The organism is Streptomyces sp. NPDC006309, assembly GCF_040613095.1.
GTDB lineage: Bacteria > Actinomycetota > Actinomycetes > Streptomycetales > Streptomycetaceae > Streptomyces.
In genome coordinates this window covers 137,374-155,966 of the sequence record NZ_JBEXRO010000006.1, presented here as the reverse complement: position 1 = coordinate 155,966, position 18,593 = coordinate 137,374, and the positions used below count along the sequence as shown (strand labels likewise).

The following is an 18,593-nucleotide window of genomic DNA, read 5'->3' as shown; positions in this document are numbered from 1 at the left end:
CAGCCGGCCGAGGAACACCCGATGTGGCCCTGGGTGGTGCTGGTGGCCGTCGCGGCCTGCGTCGTGATCGTTCTCCTCAACGTACTCGTGACGGCGTGACGGCATGACGGCGGACCGGAGGGTCAGTTCTCCGTGCCCCGTCCCGCTGGACGCCCGGGGCCGCCGGCGGCGCCGGGTGCGCGTCGGGGCCGGCTGACCGGCCCGGAGCCGTCCGGATCGCCGCACGGGGGCGCGTAGGCGACGTACGGCAGGTGGGCGGTCCACTGGGCGCGGGTGATGCGGGGGCCGGTGTGCGCGCAGGCGTGCGCGATGACACGGGCCCGGTCGGTACCGGCGAGCCGGACGGTGGCGTCGAAGCCGCCGGAGGCCAGTACGGTTCCGTCGGGGCTGAAGGCGACCGAGCTGACCGCCGTGCCGTGGCCGGTCAGTGTGGCCAGCGCGGCCGGGTGCGCGGGCCGGTCCACGCTCCACAGCCGCACCGTACGGTCGTCGCTCGCGCTGGCGAGGGTACGCCCGTCGGGGCTGAACGCCACCGAGCCGACGACGTCGGTGTGGCCGGAGAGGCCGGCGAGCGGGGCCGGGCGGCGCGGGTCGGCGAGGCTCCACAGCCGTACCGGTGCGTGCCCGCCGCCGGCCGTGGCGAGTGTGCGGCCGTCGGGGCTGAAGGCCACCGAGAACGCCCCGGTGGCGTGGCCGTCCAGGACGGCCAGCCGTTGCGGCCGGCGCCGGTCCGCGACGGCGGTCAGCCGTACGGCGCCGTCCTCGCCGGCGCTGGCGAGCGTGCGGCCGTCCGGGCTGAACGCCACCGCACGGACCGCGTCACGGTGTCCGGTCACCCGCGTGAGCAGGGCGGGCCTGGTGGGGTCGGTGACGTCCCAGAGCCCCACACTGCCGTCGCCGCCGGCGGTGGCGAGCGTACGGCCGTCCGGGCCGTAGGCGACGGAGCGTACGTCTCCTCCCTGCCCGGTGAGTGAGGCGAGCAGGGCGGGCCGGGTGGCCGCGGCCGTGTCCCACAGCCGCACGCTCCCGTCGGCGGACCCGGTGGCCAGCGCGCGGCCGTCCGGGCGGTAGGCCACGGTCCGGACGTCGTCGCCGTGGCCCCTGAGGGTGGCTTCGGCGACGGGGCGGTCGGTGCCGTGCACCCGCCACAGCCGCGCGGTGTGGTCGCCACTCGCGGTCGCCAGCTGACGCCCGTCGGGGCGGTACGCGATGGCGAGGACCTCCTTGGCATGGGCGGCCACGGTGGTCATCAGGGTGCTCACCAGGGCGTCGCGCGTCCTGGCGGTCGGGGCGAGGCGGTAGGCCGTCAGACCCAGCTGTACCGCCAGCCCGGGATCGGTGTTGACGAGTACCGTCGCGCTGTCCGCGATGGTCCGGGCGACCGCGGCGTTGCGCTGCCGGGTGACCTCCTCCTCGGCCCGGCGGGCGTCGACCGTGGCGATGGTCGCCACCACGACGAGCACGGCCAGGAGTGCCACGAGGGAGCGCAGGCGTCGGGCGCGCCGCCGGGCGGAGTCCCCGGCCGCGGCCTCGGCCGCCGTGCCGGCGTCGACGAAGGCCTGTTCCGTCGGGGCGAGCCGGATCCCGCGGCTGCTGACGAGGTCGCGGGCGAGGGCGAGCCGGGCGCCGCGGTAGAGGGCGCCGGGGTCCCGTCCCAGGGTCTCCCAGGTGCGGGCGGCGTCGGTGAGCCGGCGGTGGGCCCGTAACCGCTCGCGGTCGTCGGTCAGCCAGCCGCGCAGCCGGGGCCAGGCCCGGATGAGCGCCTCGTGGGTGAGTTCGACCCGGCCGTCGTCGAGGGTGAGCAGGCGCAGCGCCGCGGCCCGGGCCAGCACGGTCGCGGTGTCGGCGTCCTCGCCGAGTTCGTCGCGGGAGACGGGCCGCTTGGTGTCCTCGGTGCCTTCACCGAGGGCGATGAGGTGTACGAAGGTCTGCCGGGCCAGCTGCTGCTGACGGACGGTGAGCGAGGAGTAGAGGCTCTCCGCGGACTGCGCGAGCGCCCCCTCGAATCCACCGGCCGCGTGGAAAGCGTCCAGGGTGAGGGCGGCGCCTCGCCTCCTGCGCCAGGTCTCCAGCAGCGCGTGGGACAGCAGGGGCAGGACTCCGGCCTGCCCGTGAGCGTGGGCGACGAGGGTGGCCTGGAGGGCGCCTTCCACGGTCAGGCCGGCCCGCCGGGCGGGTTCGACGACGGCGCACCGCAGTTCGGCCGCGCTCATCGGTCCGACGACGACCTGCGCGTCGCGCAGGATGGCGACGAGCGGGGCGTGGCGGGTGCAGTGGGCGTAGAAGTCGGCGCGGACCCCGAGGACGATCCGGCAGCCGGATCCGGGCCGCTCCGCCTCCTCGACGAGGGCGGCGATGAAGCGGGCGCGCTCGTCGGCGTCGGCGCAGACGGTGAAGACCTCCTCGAACTGGTCCACGACCAGCACCAGTTCACCCGGGCCGGAGCCCGACCCGGAGCCCGACCCGGAGCCCGGCCCGGGGCTCGCCCCGGAGACCGGCCCGGAGCCCGACCCCTGGCGCGGCCCGGAGACCGACCCGGAGCCCAGCCCGGGGCTCGACCCGGAGACCGACCCGGAGCCCGACCCCTGGCGCGGCCCGGAGACCGACCCGGAGCTCGGCCCGGAGACCGGTCCTTGGCCCGACCCGGAGCCCGACCCGTGACCCAATCCGGACTGCAACCCGGATTCCAGCCCGGGGCCCGGCCCAGACGCCGCTCCTTGGCCCGGCCCGAAGTCCGACCCGTGACCCAGCCCAGAGTCAGACCCGTCGCCCGGCCCGGATTCCAGCTCGGAGCCCGGCCCGCAAGCCGACCCCTGGCCCGGCCCGGAGACCGGCCCGGGGTCCAGCCCTGAGCCCGGCCCCGATTCCCCGGATCCCCGCTCCGCCGCGAGCGCCCTCTCCAGGCGTTCCCGTGGGTGGGGCCCGGGGGTGAGGACCCGCACCCTGCGGTGCGGTTCGTCACGGGTCAGGCGCGGCAGCAGTCCGGCGCGCAGGAGGGAGGACTTGCCGGCTCCGGACGCGCCGACGACGGCCACGGCCCGCCTCCGGGCCAGGGTGGCGAGGAGGTCCTCCACCAGACGCTCGCGGCCGAAGAACAGGTCGGCGTCCTCGGTGCGGAAGGCCGCCAGACCGACGTACGGCCCCCGGGGGAGCGGGCCGGCCGGTGCCTCCGGGCAGGGCTGTGCGTGCGGGCCGCCCCCCTTCTCCAAGCCGTTCCGCTCCCCCGGGTCGCCGGCGCAGGACACGGCGCGGAGTTCGACGGCGACGGCGTGCCAGCGCCCCTCCCACTCCCTCGGGTCGCCGCCGCAGGCCCGTACGTACGACAGCGTGACGTCGAGGCTGGGCAGCCGCCGTCCGGAGGCGGCGCCGGACAGGGTGGCCACCGAGTAGTGGGCGCGGTGCGCCAGATCGCGGTACGGCGGGGAGCCGGCCTCGTGACGTAAGCGGCGCAGGGCCGCGGCGAACCGCAGCAGCGGTCCGTCTTCCCCCTCCAGCGGACGCTCCTTGCGGGCCATGCTCCCCTTCCCCTGCTCGGGCTCCCCCACCCGAAGTGTTTTCCGCCCTCTGGTGTGGATTGTTCAGTAATTGTTTGTTCACTGCAACCGGCCCGACGGCGAACAACGGACAACGGCTAGACCTGGGTTCACGCACCACGACAGCGAGAGCGAGAGGAGGTCTTCGCCGATGAGTCGTCACCGTGCGACCGCCACGAGCGCGGCCCGGGCCGTGGCCGCCGGTCTGGCCGCCGTCCTGCTGCTGGGCGGCTGCGGAGCGGCCACGGGCGGTCCGGCGCCCGGGCCGGGTCCGGCGGGTTCGTCCCGCGAACCGAGCGCGCGGGAGGTCCGGGTGCTGGCCCGGGCGGAGCAGGTCCTGATCAGCCGGTGCATGGCCGCGCGGGGATTCCGGTACGAGGTCACGGAGGCCGCCGGGGCTGCCGGCGAGGGCGCGCGGACCTTCCCGTACGCGGTCGACGACGTCGCGTGGGCCCGCGCCCACGGTTACGGCGGCCGGGAGGACCGCCTCAGGGCCGAGGCACGGCGCAACGACCCGAACCAGCGGTACTTCCACGGGTTGCGGCCGTCCGCGCGGGCCGCGGCCCGTACCGCGCTGATGGGGCCCTCCCCCGTCGGGCTCTCGGCGAGGACGCCCACGAAGATGACGATCACCGCTTCCACCGAGGGCTGCATCGCGGACGCCGAACGCACGCTCTACGGAGATCTCAGGGCCTGGTTCCGCGTCAAGGTCGTCACCATGAACCTGCGTCCCCTCCGGGAGACGCGCGTACACCAGGACCGGCGGTACGTGGCCGCCGTGGCCCGGTGGGCCACGTGCATGCGGGCGGCCGGCCGGCCGTACACCAGCCCCGACGAGTCACGGCAGGCGGCGGCCCGCTACCGCGAGAGCCTGCCGGCGTCCGAGGCGGACGCGGCGGGGACCGCGCTCGCCGTCGCCGAAGCGACCTGCGCGACCGGCACACCGCTGGCGCGGGTCTCCCGAACTCTGGACCGCTCCTACGGCGAACGGCTCCGCGCGCAGTACCGCGAGGAACTCGTCGACAGGTGGAGGTTCCAGAACGCCGCGCTGCCGAGGGCGCGGCGCCTCGCACCACCTTCTCCATCCGCACCACCGTCCTCACACGAACCGGGTAGGACGCAGACCTCTGGAGGGTCCCATGCGTAGATTGCGCACCATGCTGCTGGCCGGCACGTTCGTCCTGCCGCTGCTGACCGTTCCCGCCGCCCTGACCACGGCGAGCGCCGCCACGGCGGACACCGCGCCCGGCAGCACCACTACCGTGAGCGCCTCAGCCATGGCCGCCGACGGCGCCTACTGGGTGTGGGAGGACACCAATCGCGGCGGCCACTCCTGCGGGTGGAGCGGCGACGACGCCAACTGGAGCACCTGCGGCCCGAACGGCAGCTTCAACATGAACGACCGGGCCTCGGCCTGGTTCAACAACGGCTACGGCGGCGCCTACGGAGACGTGCGCGTCTACGAGGACATCAGCTACCGCGGCGCCTCCACCTGTGCGCCCAACGGGGGCCAGGGCAACATCCCCTGGGAGTGGAACGACCGCATCTCCTCCCACAAGTGGGTGACGGCCTGCGGCTACTGACCGCCGCTCCCCCACCGCCGGGCCTCCCGGGCTGCACGCCCGGGAGGCCTTCGGCATACGGCGGCAGCAGGACGCCGCACGTCGCGTACCGCGCACGGAGCACTACGCAACGTCAAAGCGTCCAGCCGCAGGTGACCTTCGCTGCCGCAAGGTCGATACTGCCAATAGACGGGACGGCCGATTCGGCGATCAAGGAGCGCCGACGCCTGACGTCCCGTCACCGTGGTCGGCCTCGAGTCGGCGGCCGGCCCGGCACGGCCCGCCTCCGACGGCCACGGACCGCCACGAACCGCCAGGATCAAAGACCGCCCTCCACGCCGGTGACCTGCGAAGCGGCAGGTCCTGGGGCTAAGCGCCAAGCTCACGAGGAGACCCCCATGAGGATGCTGATCAACGTGCCGGAGACCGTCGTGGCGGACGCGCTGCGCGGCTTCGCGGCCGCGTATCCCGACCTGACCGTCGACGTGGAGAACCGGGTGATCGTCCGCCGGGACGCTCCCGTGGCCGGACAGGTCGGACTGGTCTCGGGCGGCGGATCGGGGCACGAGCCGCTGCACGGCGGGTTCGTCGGCCCGGGCATGCTGTCCGCCGCCTGTCCCGGGGAGGTCTTCACCTCACCGGTGCCGGACCAGATGGCGCGCGCCGCGGCGGCCGTGGACAGCGGGGCGGGCGTGCTGTTCGTGGTGAAGAACTACACCGGCGACGTGCTGAACTTCGACATGGCGGCCGAGCTGGCCGAGGACGAGGGCATCCAGGTCGCCAAGGTGCTCGTCGACGACGACGTGGCGGTCACCGACAGCCTCTACACGGCCGGGCGGCGCGGCACCGGGGCGACGCTGTTCGTGGAGAAGATCGCGGGCGCCGCCGCGGCCGAGGGGCAGCCGCTGGAGCGGGTCGAGGCCGTCGGCCGCCAGGTCAACGCGAACTCCCGCAGTTTCGGCGTCGCCCTCAGCGCCTGTACGACCCCGGCAAAGGGCAGTCCGACCTTCGATCTGCCGGACGGCGAGCTGGAGCTCGGCATCGGCATCCACGGCGAGCCGGGCCGGGAACGGCGCCCGATGATGACCTCCGGGGAGATCGCCGACTTCGCGGTCAACGCCATTCTGGAGGACATGCCGCCGCGCGACCCGGTCCTGCTGCTGGTCAACGGCATGGGCGCCACGCCGCTGCTGGAGCTGTACGGCTTCCACGCCGAGGTGCAGCGGGTACTGCGCGAACGGGGGGTCGTCGTGGCCCGCACCCTGGTCGGGAACTACGTCACCTCCCTGGACATGGCCGGCGCGTCGGTGACCCTGTGCCAGGCCGACGAGGAGCTGCTGCGGCTGTGGGACGCGCCGGTGCGCACTCCGGCGCTGCGCTGGGGCATGTGAGCCGGCGGCAGCAGACGATCACCGTCCCGGCCGTACCGGCCGGCAGTCCTACCACGCAAGGAGATCCAGTGCTCGACGCCGACTTCTTCCGCCGTTGGATGACGGCGACCGCCGCGTCCGTCGACCGCGAGGCGGAGCGGCTCACCGCCCTCGACTCGGCCATCGGGGACGCCGACCACGGCAGCAACCTCCAGCGCGGGTTCACCGCGGTCACGGCCACCCTGGAGAAGGAGGCCCCGCAGACTCCGGGGGCCGTCCTGACCGTGGCCGGGCGGCAGTTGATCTCGACCGTCGGCGGTGCGTCCGGCCCGTTGTACGGCACTCTGCTGCGCCGGACCGGGAAGGCGCTCGGTGACGCCGCCGAGGTCGGCACGGAGCAGCTGGCCGAGGCGCTGCGCGCGGGCGTGGACGGGGTGATGACGCTCGGCGGGGCGGCACCGGGCGACAAGACCATGATCGACGCGCTGGTGCCGGCCGTGGACGCGCTCGGGACGGGTTTCGCCGCCGCGCGGGCCGCCGCGGAGGAGGGCGCGCAGGCCACCACCCCGTTGCAGGCGCGCAAGGGCCGGGCCAGCTATCTGGGCGAGCGCAGCATCGGCCACCAGGATCCCGGGGCGACCTCGTCGGCGCTGCTGATCGCCGCGCTGGCCGACACGGCGGAGGCGGACGGTGAGTGAGGACGGGGCGGTCGGGATCGTACTGGTGTCGCACAGCGCGGAGGTGGCCGCGTCGGTCGCGGCGCTGGCCAAGGGCCTGTCGGGCGGGGCGGCCGCGGTGCCGGTGGCTCCGGCGGGCGGCACCGAGGGCGGTGGGCTCGGCACCAGCGCCGAGCTGATCGCCGCCGCGGCGGCGTCGGTGGACCGCGGGGCCGGGGTGGCGGTGCTCACCGACCTGGGCAGCGCGGTGCTCACGGTGAAGGCGCTGCTCGCCGAGGGCGATGAACTCCCGGAGGACACACGCCTGGTGGATGCCCCGTTCGTCGAGGGCGCGGTGGCCGCGGTGGTCACCGCCGCCGCGGGGGGAGACCTGGACGCCGTGGAAGCGGCGGCGGCGGAGGCGTACGCCTACCGCAAGGTGTGACGACAGGGACCGGCCCGCGAGCGGGCCGGCATCGTCGCGCGCGACGGCAGAGCCGCTGAGCCGCCATCCCCGCGACGCATTGCCGCCGGGCAGGTCCGCCGGCCCTCCGCCCCGCCGTGGAAGCGCCGCGGAAGCGCACGCCTCCCGCGCGCCTCCCGTACGACGGCGAGACGGCCGGAAGCAGCCCGCCAGGGCCGGTGAGCCGCTGCCCGCGACGAAGCGCCCGCCCGGCCGGCCGCTGCCCCCCGCGTCCCCGCCGCCACCACCGCCACCGTCACCGCCACGGAGGTGCGCGCCTACCGGACGAGGGGGCGGCCGGAAGCTGCCCGCCAGGGCCAGTTCCTCGGGTCGTCGGCGATGAAGCGGCCGGCCAGTCGCCGGCCCTCCGCCACCGCCGCCGCGTGGTCCTCGATGGGGGTGGCGCGGGAATGGCGGAAGACGATGTAGGTGACGCCGGAGGGTACGCCGCCGGTGCGCGGGTCGGGCGGGATGCCGAGGCTGCGGGCGGTGGCGTAGGAGGCCTCGCCGATGATGTCGCGCGGGCCGGTGTCGCCGACGACCGCGTACCGCACCCGGTCCCGGTAGACGACGGCGGCCACGGAGCCGCCCCGGACGCCGTGCGCGCGCTGGTTCCAGCGTCTGCTCGGCGCGGGGACCACGATGTAGGGCAGGCGCGCGGCGCTCAGATGGCGGCCGTCGGACTGCTGGAAGGCGGTGGTGGGGGCGAACAGCGGGTCGGTGCGGTGGTTGCAGCGCGCGCTGGGCCGGCCGTCGCAGTCGATGTCCAGGTCGGCCTTCCAGAAGACGGCGTCCCGGGTGCCGCAGACGGGGACGGTCGGGGCGGTGTCGGCGTCGGTGCGGTACCGGCCCCGGGAGACCTGGGTGCACGTGTCGGTGCGCGCCAGCAGGTCGGCGGCGGTGACCAGGTCCTCGTCGTGGACCGCCGGCCGTTCTCGGGGCGGGACGGCGGTGGCCGGGGCGGGCAGGGCCGCGGGGGCGAGCAGGGCGGCGCCGGCGGCGGCCAGCGTCAGCGACGGGACACGCACGATGAGAAACCCTCTCCTAGGGGACATAACGGGCATTTAGCCCACTGTGGTGCGCGTTCGGACGAGTGGGCGTCGGGGCCGCTCCGAAGAGGCCGGATGGAGCACGCTTCTGACACCCGGTGAGGGGACATCCGGGGCTGTCCCGCGAGGAAACCCATGGGTCCGGGCGCCGGCCGGGTTGCGCGCGGCGGTCGACAGGGGTACAGGAGGCGGGGTTCCGCGCATGACAGGGGCCGGGGGCTGCGGGACACTGTCTGCCCGGAACCCCCGGCCGCCCATGCCGGCGCGGGATCGGCGACGACAGCGTGTCCGCGCCATCGGCTTGAACTCCGCTCAGCGACAAGGGAGTTCAGCCGCGAGGGGGTCCAGCTTACGTAACTCCGGCGCCGGTCGCCCACGCGGCCCCCTTGCTGTGGCCGCACCCGCCGGGCCATATTGGTCCGGACCTTTACCGTGCTTGCTCACGCCGTCCCCCGGGGAGGACCAGCCGTGCGACGCGTTCCCGTTCCGCTCGTGCTGGCCTGCGGGGCCCTGCTGTTCGCCGTGTCGTGCGGCTGGGGCGGGACCGGCGAGGCGGACGAGGGGCGGGCGCCGGGCGCTCCGGGCGGGGTCACCGCCACGGCGGGCAGCGCCACGAGCGTGCACGTCATGTGGAACGCCCTGCCCGACGGCTCCGGGGTCCGCTCCTACGAGATATACCGCGGCACCACGAAAGTGGCGGACGTGGCGGATTCGCAGCACATGGTGGACGTCACCAGGCTCAGGCCGTCCACCATGTACGCGTTCACCGTGCGCGCCCGGGACACCGCGGGCCGGCTGAGCCCGCCGAGCCGGCCGGTACGGGCGCGGACGCCGGCCGCGGTGGCGGCGGACCGCTCGGCGCCGACCCGGCCCCGGGACACCGCCGGGCGGACCGTCGGCAACCGCGCGGTCCAGCTGTCCTGGGGCGCGTCCCGGGACGACCGGGGTGTCGTGTCGTACGAGGTCTACCAGGGCGATGTGAAGATCCACAGCGTCGGCGGCGGTCAGACCGCCACGGTGGTCACCGGCCTGCGCCCCGGCAGCCGGTACGTCTTCACGGTGCGGGCCCGGGACGCCGCCGACAACCTCTCCCCCGCCGGCACCCGGGTCCGCCTGACCACCCCGGGCAGGGACGACGGCCGGGACACCACGCCCACCGGCTTCACCGCCGCCACCCACCGGTCCGCCGGGGCCTACTACATCGACCTGGCCTGGGACCCGCCGCGCACGGGCGGTGTGGTCACCGAGTACCAGATCCAGCTGGACGGCGCCGCGGCCACCTCACTCGTCTGGGGCGGCACGCCGCCGCGCGGCCGGGCGCACCACAGCTTCTACACGGGCACGGCGGCCGGCGAGGAGCACCGGGTGCGGCTGCGGGCGCGGCTGCCGGACGGAACGTGGGGCGGTTACTCGGCGGAACGCACGGTGACCACGGGCCGCTGACGGGCGGACCGGGCCGACGTGCCACCGCCCACCGGACGGCCAGGCGTCACACGGACGGCCAGATGTCACGCGGACGGCAAGGCGTCACCCGGGCGGTCCAGCCGTCACCCGGCCGGGTGTCTCCGGCGTGCGGGCGGTCCCGGGGCGGCGTTTGCTGCGGTTGAGGCGCACGGACGTTTCCCGACCCCAGGCGGCGCATGGGACGTACCGCCAACCGTGCCGCCGGAGGCCAGCCCATGCACACCTCACGACTCCTGCTCCGCTCCGGCCTGACCCTGGCGGCCGCCGCCGCGCTTCCGGCCGGGTTCGCCGGGCCGTCCGCCGCCGCCTCGGGGATCTCGGTCAGTACCACCGGCTCCACGGTCTCGGTGGTCACCAGCGCGTGCACCCAGATCAACGGCAGCTGGGGCACCGCGGCCCTGCTCTCCAGCCGTCAGGCGAGCTTCGCCCAGGGCAGGCAGGTGGCCCTGTCGGGCACCTCCGTCAGCCAGTCCGCGGCCTGGTCCGGGGTGAGCCCGGGAACGTTCACCGTGGTGGTGGTCTGTTCCAGCGGCGGCACCGCGGGAAGCCAGTCGGTGATCGTCTCCGGCTCCACCTCGCCGACGATCTCGGCGACGTCCACCGCCAGACCCTCCCGGGGTGTCATGGGCGGCCTCGGCGGTGCCGCCCGCGACTACGGCCCACTGACGCTGGGCGTCGGCGGGGCCCTGGTCGGCGCCGGCGTCGTCGCCACGGGCTGGGTGCTGCGCCGCCGCTCGAAGCCGTACCGGCTCTGAGCCCCGTCACCACGCCGCGTCATCACCCGTCCGTCACCGGGTCCGGTCCGGGGAGGACCGGGCGGCGCCGCTCGCCAGTGGCTGCGCCGCCCGGTCCCCGCGCCGGCCCACGGGTTCGGCTCCCCACGCCGCGCCCTGACCGGTCAGCGGCATGTCGATGCAGACCGACTCGTACGAACCGGCCGGGACGATGTACGTCTCGTGCCAGATCCCCACGCCGCCCTTGCCGCCCCGCACGCGGCGGTTGAACGCCGCCCACGCGGGGCGGTGCTGCCCGGCCCGGTCGGAGGCGTGGGCGAGCAGCTTCTCGCGCGACTCCCAGTACTGCGTGACGGTGAACACGCGGGGGCCGCCGCCCAGCCCCGGTGACCCAGCAGCCCGCTGTCGCCGTCCCGCGCGAGCGGCATGCGCGGCATCGCGGTCAGGGCCGGCAGCCAGTGGCGTGCGGCCCGCCGGCGGTTGATCCGCATCCCGGAAAGAGCATTGCGGCCGGCGGAGCTGAGCGAGCGCAGCGGTGTGTCCACCGCCACGATCAAGTACTGCCTGCGCGAAGGGCTGCTCCAGCCCGGACGCCGGATCTCCGCCACCCGGGCCGAGTACGGGGAGGACCACCCGCGGCGGCTGCGCCTGGTGCGCGCGCTGATCCGGATCGGCGGAGTTCCGGTGGCCGCCGCGCGCGAGGTGATCCCCGCCATGGAGGACGAGTCGCTCGACCATCACCCGCGGCTGGGTGCGGCGACCCGGGCGCCGCCCTGCGTCGAGGGTCCCGCCGGGGACGACCCGGCGGTGGTAGACCGCCCGCCGCTCGGTGGAGGTGCTGCTGGAGCGGCTGGGCCGGTCATGCGGCCCCGCTGGACCTGCTCGACCCCACCCACCGGCGGCCCGTCGACTCGGTCGCCGCGCTGGTCCGGCTCGGTCAGCCCTACGACACCGAGCACTCGCTGCCGTACGGGCTGCTGGCCACGCGACTCGCGGTCACCGATCTGGACATGATCGAGGAACAGCCGCCCCCGACCGGGCAGACCGAGGCGGTCGTCGCGCTGACGGTGCTGTACGAACCGGTGCTCCCGAGCCCGCGGCGCATGGCCCACGCGCAGGAGTCGGCCCGGCGGTTCTGAGGCGCCCCAGGCCCGCGGCGCGCCTACAGCTCCCCGGGGCCGCACTCCTGCGCCGGCAGTTCCGCGAACTCCGCCAGGGCGTGGGTGAGCCACTGGGTCCAGAAGGTCTCCAGGTCGATGCCCGCCCGCAACACCAGGTGGCGCAGCCGGTCCCGGGGAGCGTCCCGGTCCGGCGGGAAATCACGCCGTTCGATCTCCTGGTACTCGGCCAGCTGCCGCCGGTGCAGCTCCAGATGGCGGCGCAGATCCGGCTCCAGGCCCGCCGTACCGACCACGGCCGCCGCGCGCAGCCGCAGCAGGAGCACGTCCCGCTGGGGCTTGGGGTCCTGCGCGGCGGCGGTCCAGCGGGCCAGTTCGGCGCGGCCCGCGGGGAGCACCTCGTAGTTCTTCTTCTGGCCGCGGGCCGGCTGCTCGGCCGGCAGTGCGCGGATGAGGCCCTCCGCCTCCAGTCTCCCCAGCTCGCGGTAGATCTGCTGGTGCGTCGCGGACCAGAAGTAGCCGATCGACTTGTCGAACCGGCGGGTCAGCTCCAGTCCCGACGACGGTCTTTCCAGCAGGGCGGTGAGGATCGCGTGCGGGAGTGACATGGGCTCATCCTAGGGAGGGGCGGCGGGCGCGCCGGGCGCGCCCCACAGCCTCGGCTACAGGGCCGCCGCCAGCTCGGTGCCCTGCTTGATGGCCCGCTTGGCGTCGAGTTCGGCCGCGACGTCCGCGCCGCCGATGAGGTGCGCGCTGCGCCCGGCGGCGACCAGCTCGTCGTACAGGTCGCGGCGCGGGTCCTGGCCGGTGCAGAGCACCACGGTGTCGACCTCCAGGACGGTGCTCTCCTCACCGACGGTGATGTGCAGCCCGGCGTCGTCGATCCGATCGTAGCGCACGCCCGGCACCATGGTGACGCCCCGGTGCTTCAGCTCGGTGCGGTGGATCCAGCCGGTGGTCTTGCCGAGTCCGGCGCCGACCTTGGTGGTCTTGCGCTGGAGGAGGTGGACCTGGCGGGGCGGCGCGGGCCGCTCGGGGGCGGCGAGCCCGCCGGGCGCCCGGTAGGAGGTGTCGACACCCCACTGGCGGAAGTACGTCTCCGGGTCCTCGTGCGCCTTGTCGCCGCCGTCGGTGAGGTATTCGGCGACGTCGAAGCCGATGCCGCCGGCGCCCAGGACGGCGACGCGTTCCCCGACGGGGGCGCCGTCGCGCAGTACGTCGAGGTAGCCGAGGACGCGGGGGTGGTCGACGCCCGGGAGGTCGGGGGTGCGGGGGGTGACGCCGGTGGCGACGACGACCTCGTCGTAGCCGGCCACGGTCCCGGCGGTGACCCAGGTGCCGAGGCGTACGTCGACGCCGTGGGCCCGCAGCTGGTGGCGGAAGTAGCGCAGGGTCTCGTCGAACTCCTGCTTGCCGGGCACCTTGCGGGCGACGTTCAGCTGTCCTCCGATCTCGCTCGCGGCGTCGAACAGGGTGACGGCGTGGCCGCGTTCGGCGGCGGCGACCGCGCAGGCGAGCCCGGCCGGCCCGGCGCCGACGACGGCGACGCGCTTCTTCAGCCGGGTCGGCGAGAGCACCAGCTCGGTCTCGTGGCAGGCGCGCGGGTTGACCAGGCAGGAGGTGATCTGCCCGCTGAACGTGTGGTCGAGGCAGGCCTGGTTGCAGCCGATGCAGGTGTTGATGGCCTCCGGGGTGCCGGCGGCGGCCTTGGCGACGAAGTCGGGGTCGGCGAGCATGGGGCGGGCCATGGACACCATGTCGGCGTAGCCGCCGGCCAGCAGTTCCTCGGCCAGCTCCGGGGTGTTGATGCGGTTGGTGGTGACCAGCGGCACCGACACCTGACCCATCAGCTTCTTGGTGACCCAGGTGTAGGCGCCGCGCGGCACGGAGGTGGCGATGGTCGGGATGCGTGCCTCGTGCCAGCCGATGCCGGTGTTGATGAGTGTCGCCCCGGCGGCCTCGACGGCTTTGCCGAGGGTGACGACCTCCTCCAGGGAGGAGCCGCCCGGGACCAGGTCCAGCATGGACAGCCGGTAGATGACGATGAAGTCCTCGCCGACGGCCTCGCGCACCCGCCGGACGATCTCGACGGGGAACCGCATCCGGTTCTCGTACGAGCCGCCCCAGCGGTCGGTGCGCCGGTTGGTCTGCGCGGCGATGAACTCGTTGATCAGGTAGCCCTCGGAGCCCATGATCTCCACGCCGTCGTACCCGGCCTGCCGGGCCAGGCGGGCGGCGCGGACGTAGTCCCCGATGGTCCGCTCGATGTCGGCGTCGGTCATCCCGCGCGGCACGAAGGGGCTGATCGGCGCCTGGAGCGGGCTCGGCGCGACCAGGTCCCGGTGGTAGGCGTACCGGCCGAAGTGCAGGATCTGCATGGCGATCCGGCCGCCCTCGCGGTGCACGGCCTCGGTGATCACCCGGTGCTGTCCGGCCTCCGCCTCGGTGGTGAGCTTGGCTCCGCCCTCGTACGGCCGCCCCTCGTCGTTGGGTGCGATGCCGCCGGTGACGATGAGCGCCACGCCTCCGCGCGCGCGGGCCGCGTAGAACGCCGCCATCCGCTCGAAGCCGTGCTCGGCCTCCTCCAGGCCCACGTGCATCGACCCCATGAGCACGCGGTTGGGCAGGGTGGTGAACCCGAGGTCGAGCGGGGTCATCAGGTGCGGGTAACGGCTCATCGGGGGCCCTCCGTGCGCGGTGTCGTCACCCCTTGTTGTAGAGGAAGCCCCACGCTTTATGCAACTAGTTGCACAACCGGACCCACGTGACACCAGCCACTCTGTACCTACTGGTATGTACAATCTGCGCGCAGATACCGGCGGTGCCGGCGGATCGCCGGACACGCAGGACGCCCCGGACGGCGGCGAGCCGGCCGGGGCGCATGCCTCGTGAGGTCAGCGGCTCTCCAGGCGCAGGTGCAGATCCCGCTCCTGGTCGCCGGAGGCCGCGGAGGTCTCCTGCACGGTGAACATCGAGTCCAGCTTGGTGCGGAACCGGCTGACGGCCCAGGGGCCGCCCTGCACGTCCGCCTGGACGGCCGAACCCAGGCGGACCTCCGGGCAGTCCCCCGCACGGGCGTCCGCGACGTCGTACGTGCCGAGCCACACCATGGGGCGCGACTCGTGCAATTGCCGAGGCTTGTCGTCCGCGCCCCGGTCGGAGGCGAAACACGACCTCAGCGCGTCGAAGACGATGCGGGCGTCCTCCGCGGAGCCGCTGAGCTCCACCGTGACGGTTTCCGGGTGCGACCGCTCCGTGTCTGTCATTGATGCCTGTCCTTTCGTAGCCGCGCTGCGGTGGAACGGGTATCCCGCCGGAGCGCGTCCATCCTCAGGAAAACATCACCGGCCGCCGCGCACACCTCAGCTCTGGGAGAACTTGTACGTCTTGCTGTCCGTCAGGACGCAGAAGCCGGGCGAGACCACGATGACGCGCAGGACGCCGCTGCGGCGGTCGTAGTCGATGCCCTCCGCCTCGAAGTTCCCGGAGCAGGAGCTGCGCAGCGGCAGCTGGCGCAGGGCGGTGACGTGGCCGGCGACGTCCGTGCCGTCCGGGGCGGCCGACAGGTCGATGCGCAGCAGCGGCTTGGTGAGGCCGAAGAGCGAGCCGTCCGGGTCGTCGGAGGAGCACAGCAGGGTCGTCGGTCCGGAGAAGTCGCAGCCCTGGACGTCGCGGACGGCGTGGTCCAGACGGACGGTCCCGGTCTGCGGGAGGTTCGCCGAGGGGGAGGTGGACGGGTTGGCGCCCGGGGTGGGGAAGACCAGCAGGCGGGTCATCGTGCCCCACTCGCCGGACAGCATCCACTGGCCGTCGGGCGAGACGGCCGCCCACGAGTTGTTCAGCGCCTCGTCCGGGCCGAGCGTGTGGACGTACTCCGACCAGGTGCCGCCGGGCGCCTGTACGCGGAACATCTTCGAGTTGCCGGAGTCCCGCTGGTAGGGCTCGATGTAGTAGCCGCCGTAGGTGGCGTCGGGGTCGCCCACGTGGTTCCAGCCCCGGGCGGACAGGCCGACGGGGATGGTGCCGATGCCGGTGTAGCGGTTGGGGCTGTTCGCGGGCACCTCCACCGAGGCCAGACCCTGGCTCTCGGTCAGCGGGTCGGCGCGGTCGGAGCCGGTCTCGGTCCAGGTGCCTGCCGCGGTGGCGGGCGTGGGCGCGGCGACGGACACGACGGCGGCGGTGGCGAGGGCGACGAGGCCGGCGAGGACTGCGTGACGGCGTTCCCGGGCGGACGCGGGCATGGGCGACTCCTGGACGGGGGGTGGAGGGCACTCGGTCGGCGGACAGTCTGGCGTGGCGTCATAGTCATGTACAGGCCAATGCAGCAACATGAGCGTGAACTCTCACGGCCCGCGGGGTCGCGCGGTACGGTCCCGGCAGCAGGCCCCGCACCGCGCGTCCGCCGGTGACGGCTCCGGCGGACGCCCGGCTCCGTGTTGAGAGATGGTGGAGGTAGACGGCGAAGGCGGCGGAGACTCGGTGTGAGCGCGGTAGAACAAGGGGAGTCGGCACGGGGGACGACGTGCCGTGCGGACGGGCGAAGGCGGTGCGTGGCATGAGTGCAGCCGAGGCTCCGGTGGCCGAGGGCGACGGGCCCGTGCGCGGGCCGTTGCGGCCGGGCGGGCTGCTCGACGTGCTGGGCGTGGCGTCGGTGGTCCTGGACACGGACGGCCGCATCGTCCTGTGGAGTCCGCAGGCGGAGGAGCTGTTCGGCTACACCGCGCGGGAGGCCCTCGGGCAGTACGCCGCCCGCCTGATGGTGCACGAACGGCACATGCGGCTGGTCGGCGACCTCTTCGCCGACGTACTGCGCACCGGGCAGAGCTGGGCCGGCGGCTTCCCGGTCCGGCACAAGGACGGCAGCACCCGTCTGGTGGAGTTCCGCAACATGCGGCTGCTGGACGACCGCGGGGACGTGTACGCGCTCGGCCTGGCCGCCGACCAGTCGACCCTACGGCGGCTGGAGCAGGACGTGGCGCTGTCCGAGCGGATGGTGAAGCAGTCCCCGATCGGATACGGCGTCCTCGACACCCGGCTGCGGTTCGTCTCGGTCAACCCGGCCCTGGAGAGGATCAACGGTCTGCCGGCCGCCGGACACGTGGGCCGGACCCTGCGCGAGGTGCTGCCCCGGGTGGACGCCGACGCGCTGGAGGCCGCCGCCCGGCGAGTGCTGGAGACGGGCGTGCCGCTGGTCGACGACACGCTCGTGGGCCGTACCGCGGCCGACCCGGACACGGACCACACCTGGTCCCACTCGCTCTACCGGCTGGAGGACGCCATGGGCAACGTGCTCGGTGTGGCGGTCTCGCTGGTCGACATCACCGAGCAGCACCGGGCCTCCGTGGAGGCGGAGGCGGCCCGGCGCCGGCTCGCGGTCATCGCCGACGCCTCCACGCGGATCGGCACGACGCTCGAACTGGAACGCACCGCCTGCGAGCTGGCCGACGTCGCCGTGCCCGAACTGGCGGACGTGGCCGCCGTGGACCTGCTGGACGCGGTGGTGGAGGGGCGGCCCAGCACCCTGGGCCCGTTGGAGTCCGCGGTGATCCGGGCGCTCGCGGTCCGCCCGGACGAGGACACGGAGGCGGTCCGGGCCGCCGACCCGCCCGGTCATATCGCCCGCTACGCGTCCGACCGCCTGGTCACCGAGTGTGTGCGCACGGGTGAGGCGGTGCTGGTCCCGCAGGTCAAGGACGACGACCTGCCTCGCATCGCCCGCTCTCCCGAGGCGGCCGTGCTGCTGGGGCGGGCGGGCCTGCACTCGTATCTCGCGGTGCCGCTGATCGCGCGCGGCGAGGTGCTGGGGGCGCTCGACCTCAAGCGCACCCGGAACCCGGCGCCGTTCGACGAGGACGACGTCCTGCTGGCGCGGGAGCTGGCCGCCCGCGCGGCGGTGCAGATCGACAACGCGCGCTGGTACCAGAACGCCCGCAACACCGCGCTCACCCTCCAGCGCAGCCTGCTGCCCGGGCATCCGCCGGTCACCACCGGCCTGGAGGTGGCCTCCCGCTACCAGCCGGCGGGCGCGACCAGCGAGGTCGGCGGCGACTGGTTCGACGTCATCCCGCTGGACGGCGGCAAGACCGCGCTCGTCGTGGGCGACGTGATGGGCAGCGGGATCAGCGCCGCCGCCACGATGGGCCGGCTGCGCACCGCCACCACCACCCTGGCCTCGCTCGACCTCGACCCGGCCCGGCTGCTGGAGCACCTGGACAAGACCACGTCGGCCCTGGACCAATCCATCGCGACGTGCGTCTACGCCGTCCACGACCCGCATCTGCGGCAGTGCCGGATCGCCAACGCCGGCCATCTGCCGCCGGCCCGGGTCCGGCCCGGCCGCCCGCCGGAGCTGCTCGACCTGCCCACCGGCGTGCCCCTCGGGGTGGGCGGGGTCGGCTTCTCCACGGTCACCGTCGACTTCGAACCCGGCGACGAGCTGGTCTTCTACACCGACGGCCTGGTCGAGACCCGCCGCCACTCGCTGGACGAACGCCTGGACTTCCTGCTGTCCCTGCTCGACGACCCCGCACGCCCCCTGGAGGAGGTCTGCGACCTTCTGCTGCGCACCCTCCACCACCCGGACAACCACGACGACGTCGCCCTGCTCATCGCCCGCGCACAGGAACTGGGTTAGCGGCTTCCGG

The 18,593-nt window shown here is 74.4% G+C and carries 16 protein-coding genes and 1 pseudogene; 10 read left to right on the top strand and 7 right to left on the bottom strand.

Features of this window, described 5'->3' with window-relative positions; translation table 11 throughout:
- Nucleotides 1-122: 122 nt before the first annotated feature.
- The gene (locus ABZ117_RS11550) at nt 123-3,515 is read right to left on the bottom strand and encodes a hypothetical protein (RefSeq protein ID WP_356819626.1); all 3,393 of its coding nucleotides are present in this window, start codon (nt 3,513-3,515) and stop codon (nt 123-125) included.
- Nucleotides 3,516-3,684: 169 nt separating this feature from the next.
- Between ABZ117_RS11550 and ABZ117_RS11545 the strand changes: the two genes are divergently transcribed.
- The 5 genes from ABZ117_RS11545 to ABZ117_RS11525 all read left to right on the top strand — a co-directional run bounded on the left by ABZ117_RS11545 (nt 3,685) and on the right by ABZ117_RS11525 (nt 7,566).
- Nucleotides 3,685-4,680, top strand: a complete 996-nt coding sequence (locus ABZ117_RS11545) for a hypothetical protein (RefSeq protein ID WP_356819625.1) — start codon at nt 3,685-3,687, stop codon at nt 4,678-4,680.
- Nucleotides 4,673-5,116 carry a peptidase inhibitor family I36 protein gene (locus ABZ117_RS11540; RefSeq protein WP_356819623.1) on the top strand — a complete coding sequence of 148 codons (444 nt, stop codon included), beginning with the start codon at nt 4,673-4,675 and terminating at the stop codon, nt 5,114-5,116. The genes ABZ117_RS11545 and ABZ117_RS11540 overlap by 8 nt, the downstream gene beginning before the upstream one ends.
- Nucleotides 5,117-5,493: 377 nt before the next feature.
- Nucleotides 5,494-6,486 (top strand): dihydroxyacetone kinase subunit DhaK, encoded by a 993-nt coding sequence (dhaK, locus tag ABZ117_RS11535; protein WP_356819621.1) that lies wholly within the window; start codon nt 5,494-5,496, stop codon nt 6,484-6,486.
- Between the two features lie 68 nt (nt 6,487-6,554).
- Nucleotides 6,555-7,163 carry a dihydroxyacetone kinase subunit DhaL gene (dhaL, locus tag ABZ117_RS11530; protein WP_356819620.1) on the top strand — a complete coding sequence of 203 codons (609 nt, stop codon included), beginning with the start codon at nt 6,555-6,557 and terminating at the stop codon, nt 7,161-7,163.
- Entirely contained in the window at nt 7,156-7,566 is a 411-nt protein-coding gene (locus tag ABZ117_RS11525; protein ID WP_356819618.1) for a PTS fructose transporter subunit IIA, read from the top strand. The genes dhaL and ABZ117_RS11525 overlap by 8 nt, the downstream gene beginning before the upstream one ends.
- Nucleotides 7,567-7,862: 296 nt before the next feature.
- Here the strand turns inward: ABZ117_RS11525 and ABZ117_RS11520 are convergent, their stop codons facing one another.
- Nucleotides 7,863-8,612 carry a glycoside hydrolase family 75 protein gene (locus ABZ117_RS11520; protein WP_356819617.1) on the bottom strand — a complete coding sequence of 250 codons (750 nt, stop codon included), beginning with the start codon at nt 8,610-8,612 and terminating at the stop codon, nt 7,863-7,865.
- Nucleotides 8,613-9,101: 489 nt separating this feature from the next.
- Here ABZ117_RS11520 and ABZ117_RS11515 point away from each other — a divergent pair, with 489 nt between their 5' ends.
- Together ABZ117_RS11515 and ABZ117_RS11510 are read left to right on the top strand one after the other, a co-directional pair.
- Nucleotides 9,102-10,076: a fibronectin type III domain-containing protein gene (locus tag ABZ117_RS11515; RefSeq protein ID WP_356819615.1), complete on the top strand. Its 975-nt coding sequence runs from the start codon at nt 9,102-9,104 to the stop codon at nt 10,074-10,076.
- Nucleotides 10,077-10,312: 236 nt separating this feature from the next.
- Nucleotides 10,313-10,852, top strand: a complete 540-nt coding sequence (locus ABZ117_RS11510) for a hypothetical protein (RefSeq protein ID WP_356819613.1) — start codon at nt 10,313-10,315, stop codon at nt 10,850-10,852.
- A 33-nt stretch (nt 10,853-10,885) separates the two neighbouring features.
- Here the strand turns inward: ABZ117_RS11510 and ABZ117_RS11505 are convergent.
- Nucleotides 10,886-11,322, bottom strand: a pseudogene (locus tag ABZ117_RS11505) (DUF4188 domain-containing protein).
- Between ABZ117_RS11505 and ABZ117_RS11500 the strand changes: the two are divergent.
- Entirely contained in the window at nt 11,258-11,845 is a 588-nt protein-coding gene (locus tag ABZ117_RS11500; protein WP_356819611.1) for a MerR family transcriptional regulator, read from the top strand. The pseudogene ABZ117_RS11505 and the gene ABZ117_RS11500 overlap by 65 nt on opposite strands.
- The gene (locus ABZ117_RS11495; protein ID WP_356819610.1) at nt 11,842-11,970 is read left to right on the top strand and encodes a hypothetical protein; all 129 of its coding nucleotides are present in this window, start codon (nt 11,842-11,844) and stop codon (nt 11,968-11,970) included. Before ABZ117_RS11500 ends, ABZ117_RS11495 begins: the two co-directional genes overlap by 4 nt.
- Before the next feature lie 23 nt (nt 11,971-11,993).
- Here the strand turns inward: ABZ117_RS11495 and ABZ117_RS11490 are convergent, their stop codons facing one another.
- The 4 genes from ABZ117_RS11490 to ABZ117_RS11475 form a co-directional block, all read right to left on the bottom strand.
- Nucleotides 11,994-12,557 (bottom strand): PadR family transcriptional regulator, encoded by a 564-nt coding sequence (locus ABZ117_RS11490; protein WP_356819608.1) that lies wholly within the window; start codon nt 12,555-12,557, stop codon nt 11,994-11,996.
- A gap of 54 nt (nt 12,558-12,611) precedes the next feature.
- Nucleotides 12,612-14,627 carry an NADPH-dependent 2,4-dienoyl-CoA reductase gene (locus tag ABZ117_RS11485; RefSeq protein ID WP_356819606.1) on the bottom strand — a complete coding sequence of 672 codons (2,016 nt, stop codon included), beginning with the start codon at nt 14,625-14,627 and terminating at the stop codon, nt 12,612-12,614.
- Between the two features lie 216 nt (nt 14,628-14,843).
- Nucleotides 14,844-15,215, bottom strand: coding sequence for a hypothetical protein (locus ABZ117_RS11480; protein WP_356819604.1), 372 nt, complete (start codon nt 15,213-15,215; stop codon nt 14,844-14,846).
- 96 nt (nt 15,216-15,311) lie between these two features.
- On the bottom strand, nt 15,312-16,190 hold the full coding sequence (locus ABZ117_RS11475) for a hypothetical protein (RefSeq protein WP_356819602.1): 879 nt from the start codon (nt 16,188-16,190) through the stop codon (nt 15,312-15,314).
- A gap of 314 nt (nt 16,191-16,504) precedes the next feature.
- On the opposite strand from ABZ117_RS11475, the gene ABZ117_RS11470 reads away from it, so the two are divergent.
- The gene (locus tag ABZ117_RS11470; protein ID WP_356819600.1) at nt 16,505-18,583 is read left to right on the top strand and encodes a SpoIIE family protein phosphatase; all 2,079 of its coding nucleotides are present in this window, start codon (nt 16,505-16,507) and stop codon (nt 18,581-18,583) included.
- Nucleotides 18,584-18,593 lie beyond the last annotated feature (10 nt).

What these genes read in the sequence shown, in the direction of transcription:
- ABZ117_RS11550 (WP_356819626.1), bottom strand. Translation starts at nt 3,515, where the DNA reads ATGGCCCGCAAGGAGCGTCCGCTGGAGGGGGAAGACGGACCGCTGCTG.
- ABZ117_RS11545 (WP_356819625.1), top strand. Translation starts at nt 3,685, where the DNA reads ATGAGTCGTCACCGTGCGACCGCCACGAGCGCGGCCCGGGCCGTGGCC.
- ABZ117_RS11540 (WP_356819623.1), top strand. Translation starts at nt 4,673, where the DNA reads ATGCGTAGATTGCGCACCATGCTGCTGGCCGGCACGTTCGTCCTGCCG.
- dhaK (WP_356819621.1), top strand. Translation starts at nt 5,494, where the DNA reads ATGAGGATGCTGATCAACGTGCCGGAGACCGTCGTGGCGGACGCGCTG.
- ABZ117_RS11510 (WP_356819613.1), top strand. Translation starts at nt 10,313, where the DNA reads ATGCACACCTCACGACTCCTGCTCCGCTCCGGCCTGACCCTGGCGGCC.
- ABZ117_RS11500 (WP_356819611.1), top strand. Translation starts at nt 11,258, where the DNA reads ATGCGCGGCATCGCGGTCAGGGCCGGCAGCCAGTGGCGTGCGGCCCGC.
- ABZ117_RS11495 (WP_356819610.1), top strand. Translation starts at nt 11,842, where the DNA reads ATGATCGAGGAACAGCCGCCCCCGACCGGGCAGACCGAGGCGGTCGTC.
- ABZ117_RS11490 (WP_356819608.1), bottom strand. Translation starts at nt 12,557, where the DNA reads ATGTCACTCCCGCACGCGATCCTCACCGCCCTGCTGGAAAGACCGTCG.
- ABZ117_RS11485 (WP_356819606.1), bottom strand. Translation starts at nt 14,627, where the DNA reads ATGAGCCGTTACCCGCACCTGATGACCCCGCTCGACCTCGGGTTCACC.
- ABZ117_RS11480 (WP_356819604.1), bottom strand. Translation starts at nt 15,215, where the DNA reads ATGACAGACACGGAGCGGTCGCACCCGGAAACCGTCACGGTGGAGCTC.
- ABZ117_RS11475 (WP_356819602.1), bottom strand. Translation starts at nt 16,190, where the DNA reads ATGCCCGCGTCCGCCCGGGAACGCCGTCACGCAGTCCTCGCCGGCCTC.
- ABZ117_RS11470 (WP_356819600.1), top strand. Translation starts at nt 16,505, where the DNA reads ATGAGTGCAGCCGAGGCTCCGGTGGCCGAGGGCGACGGGCCCGTGCGC.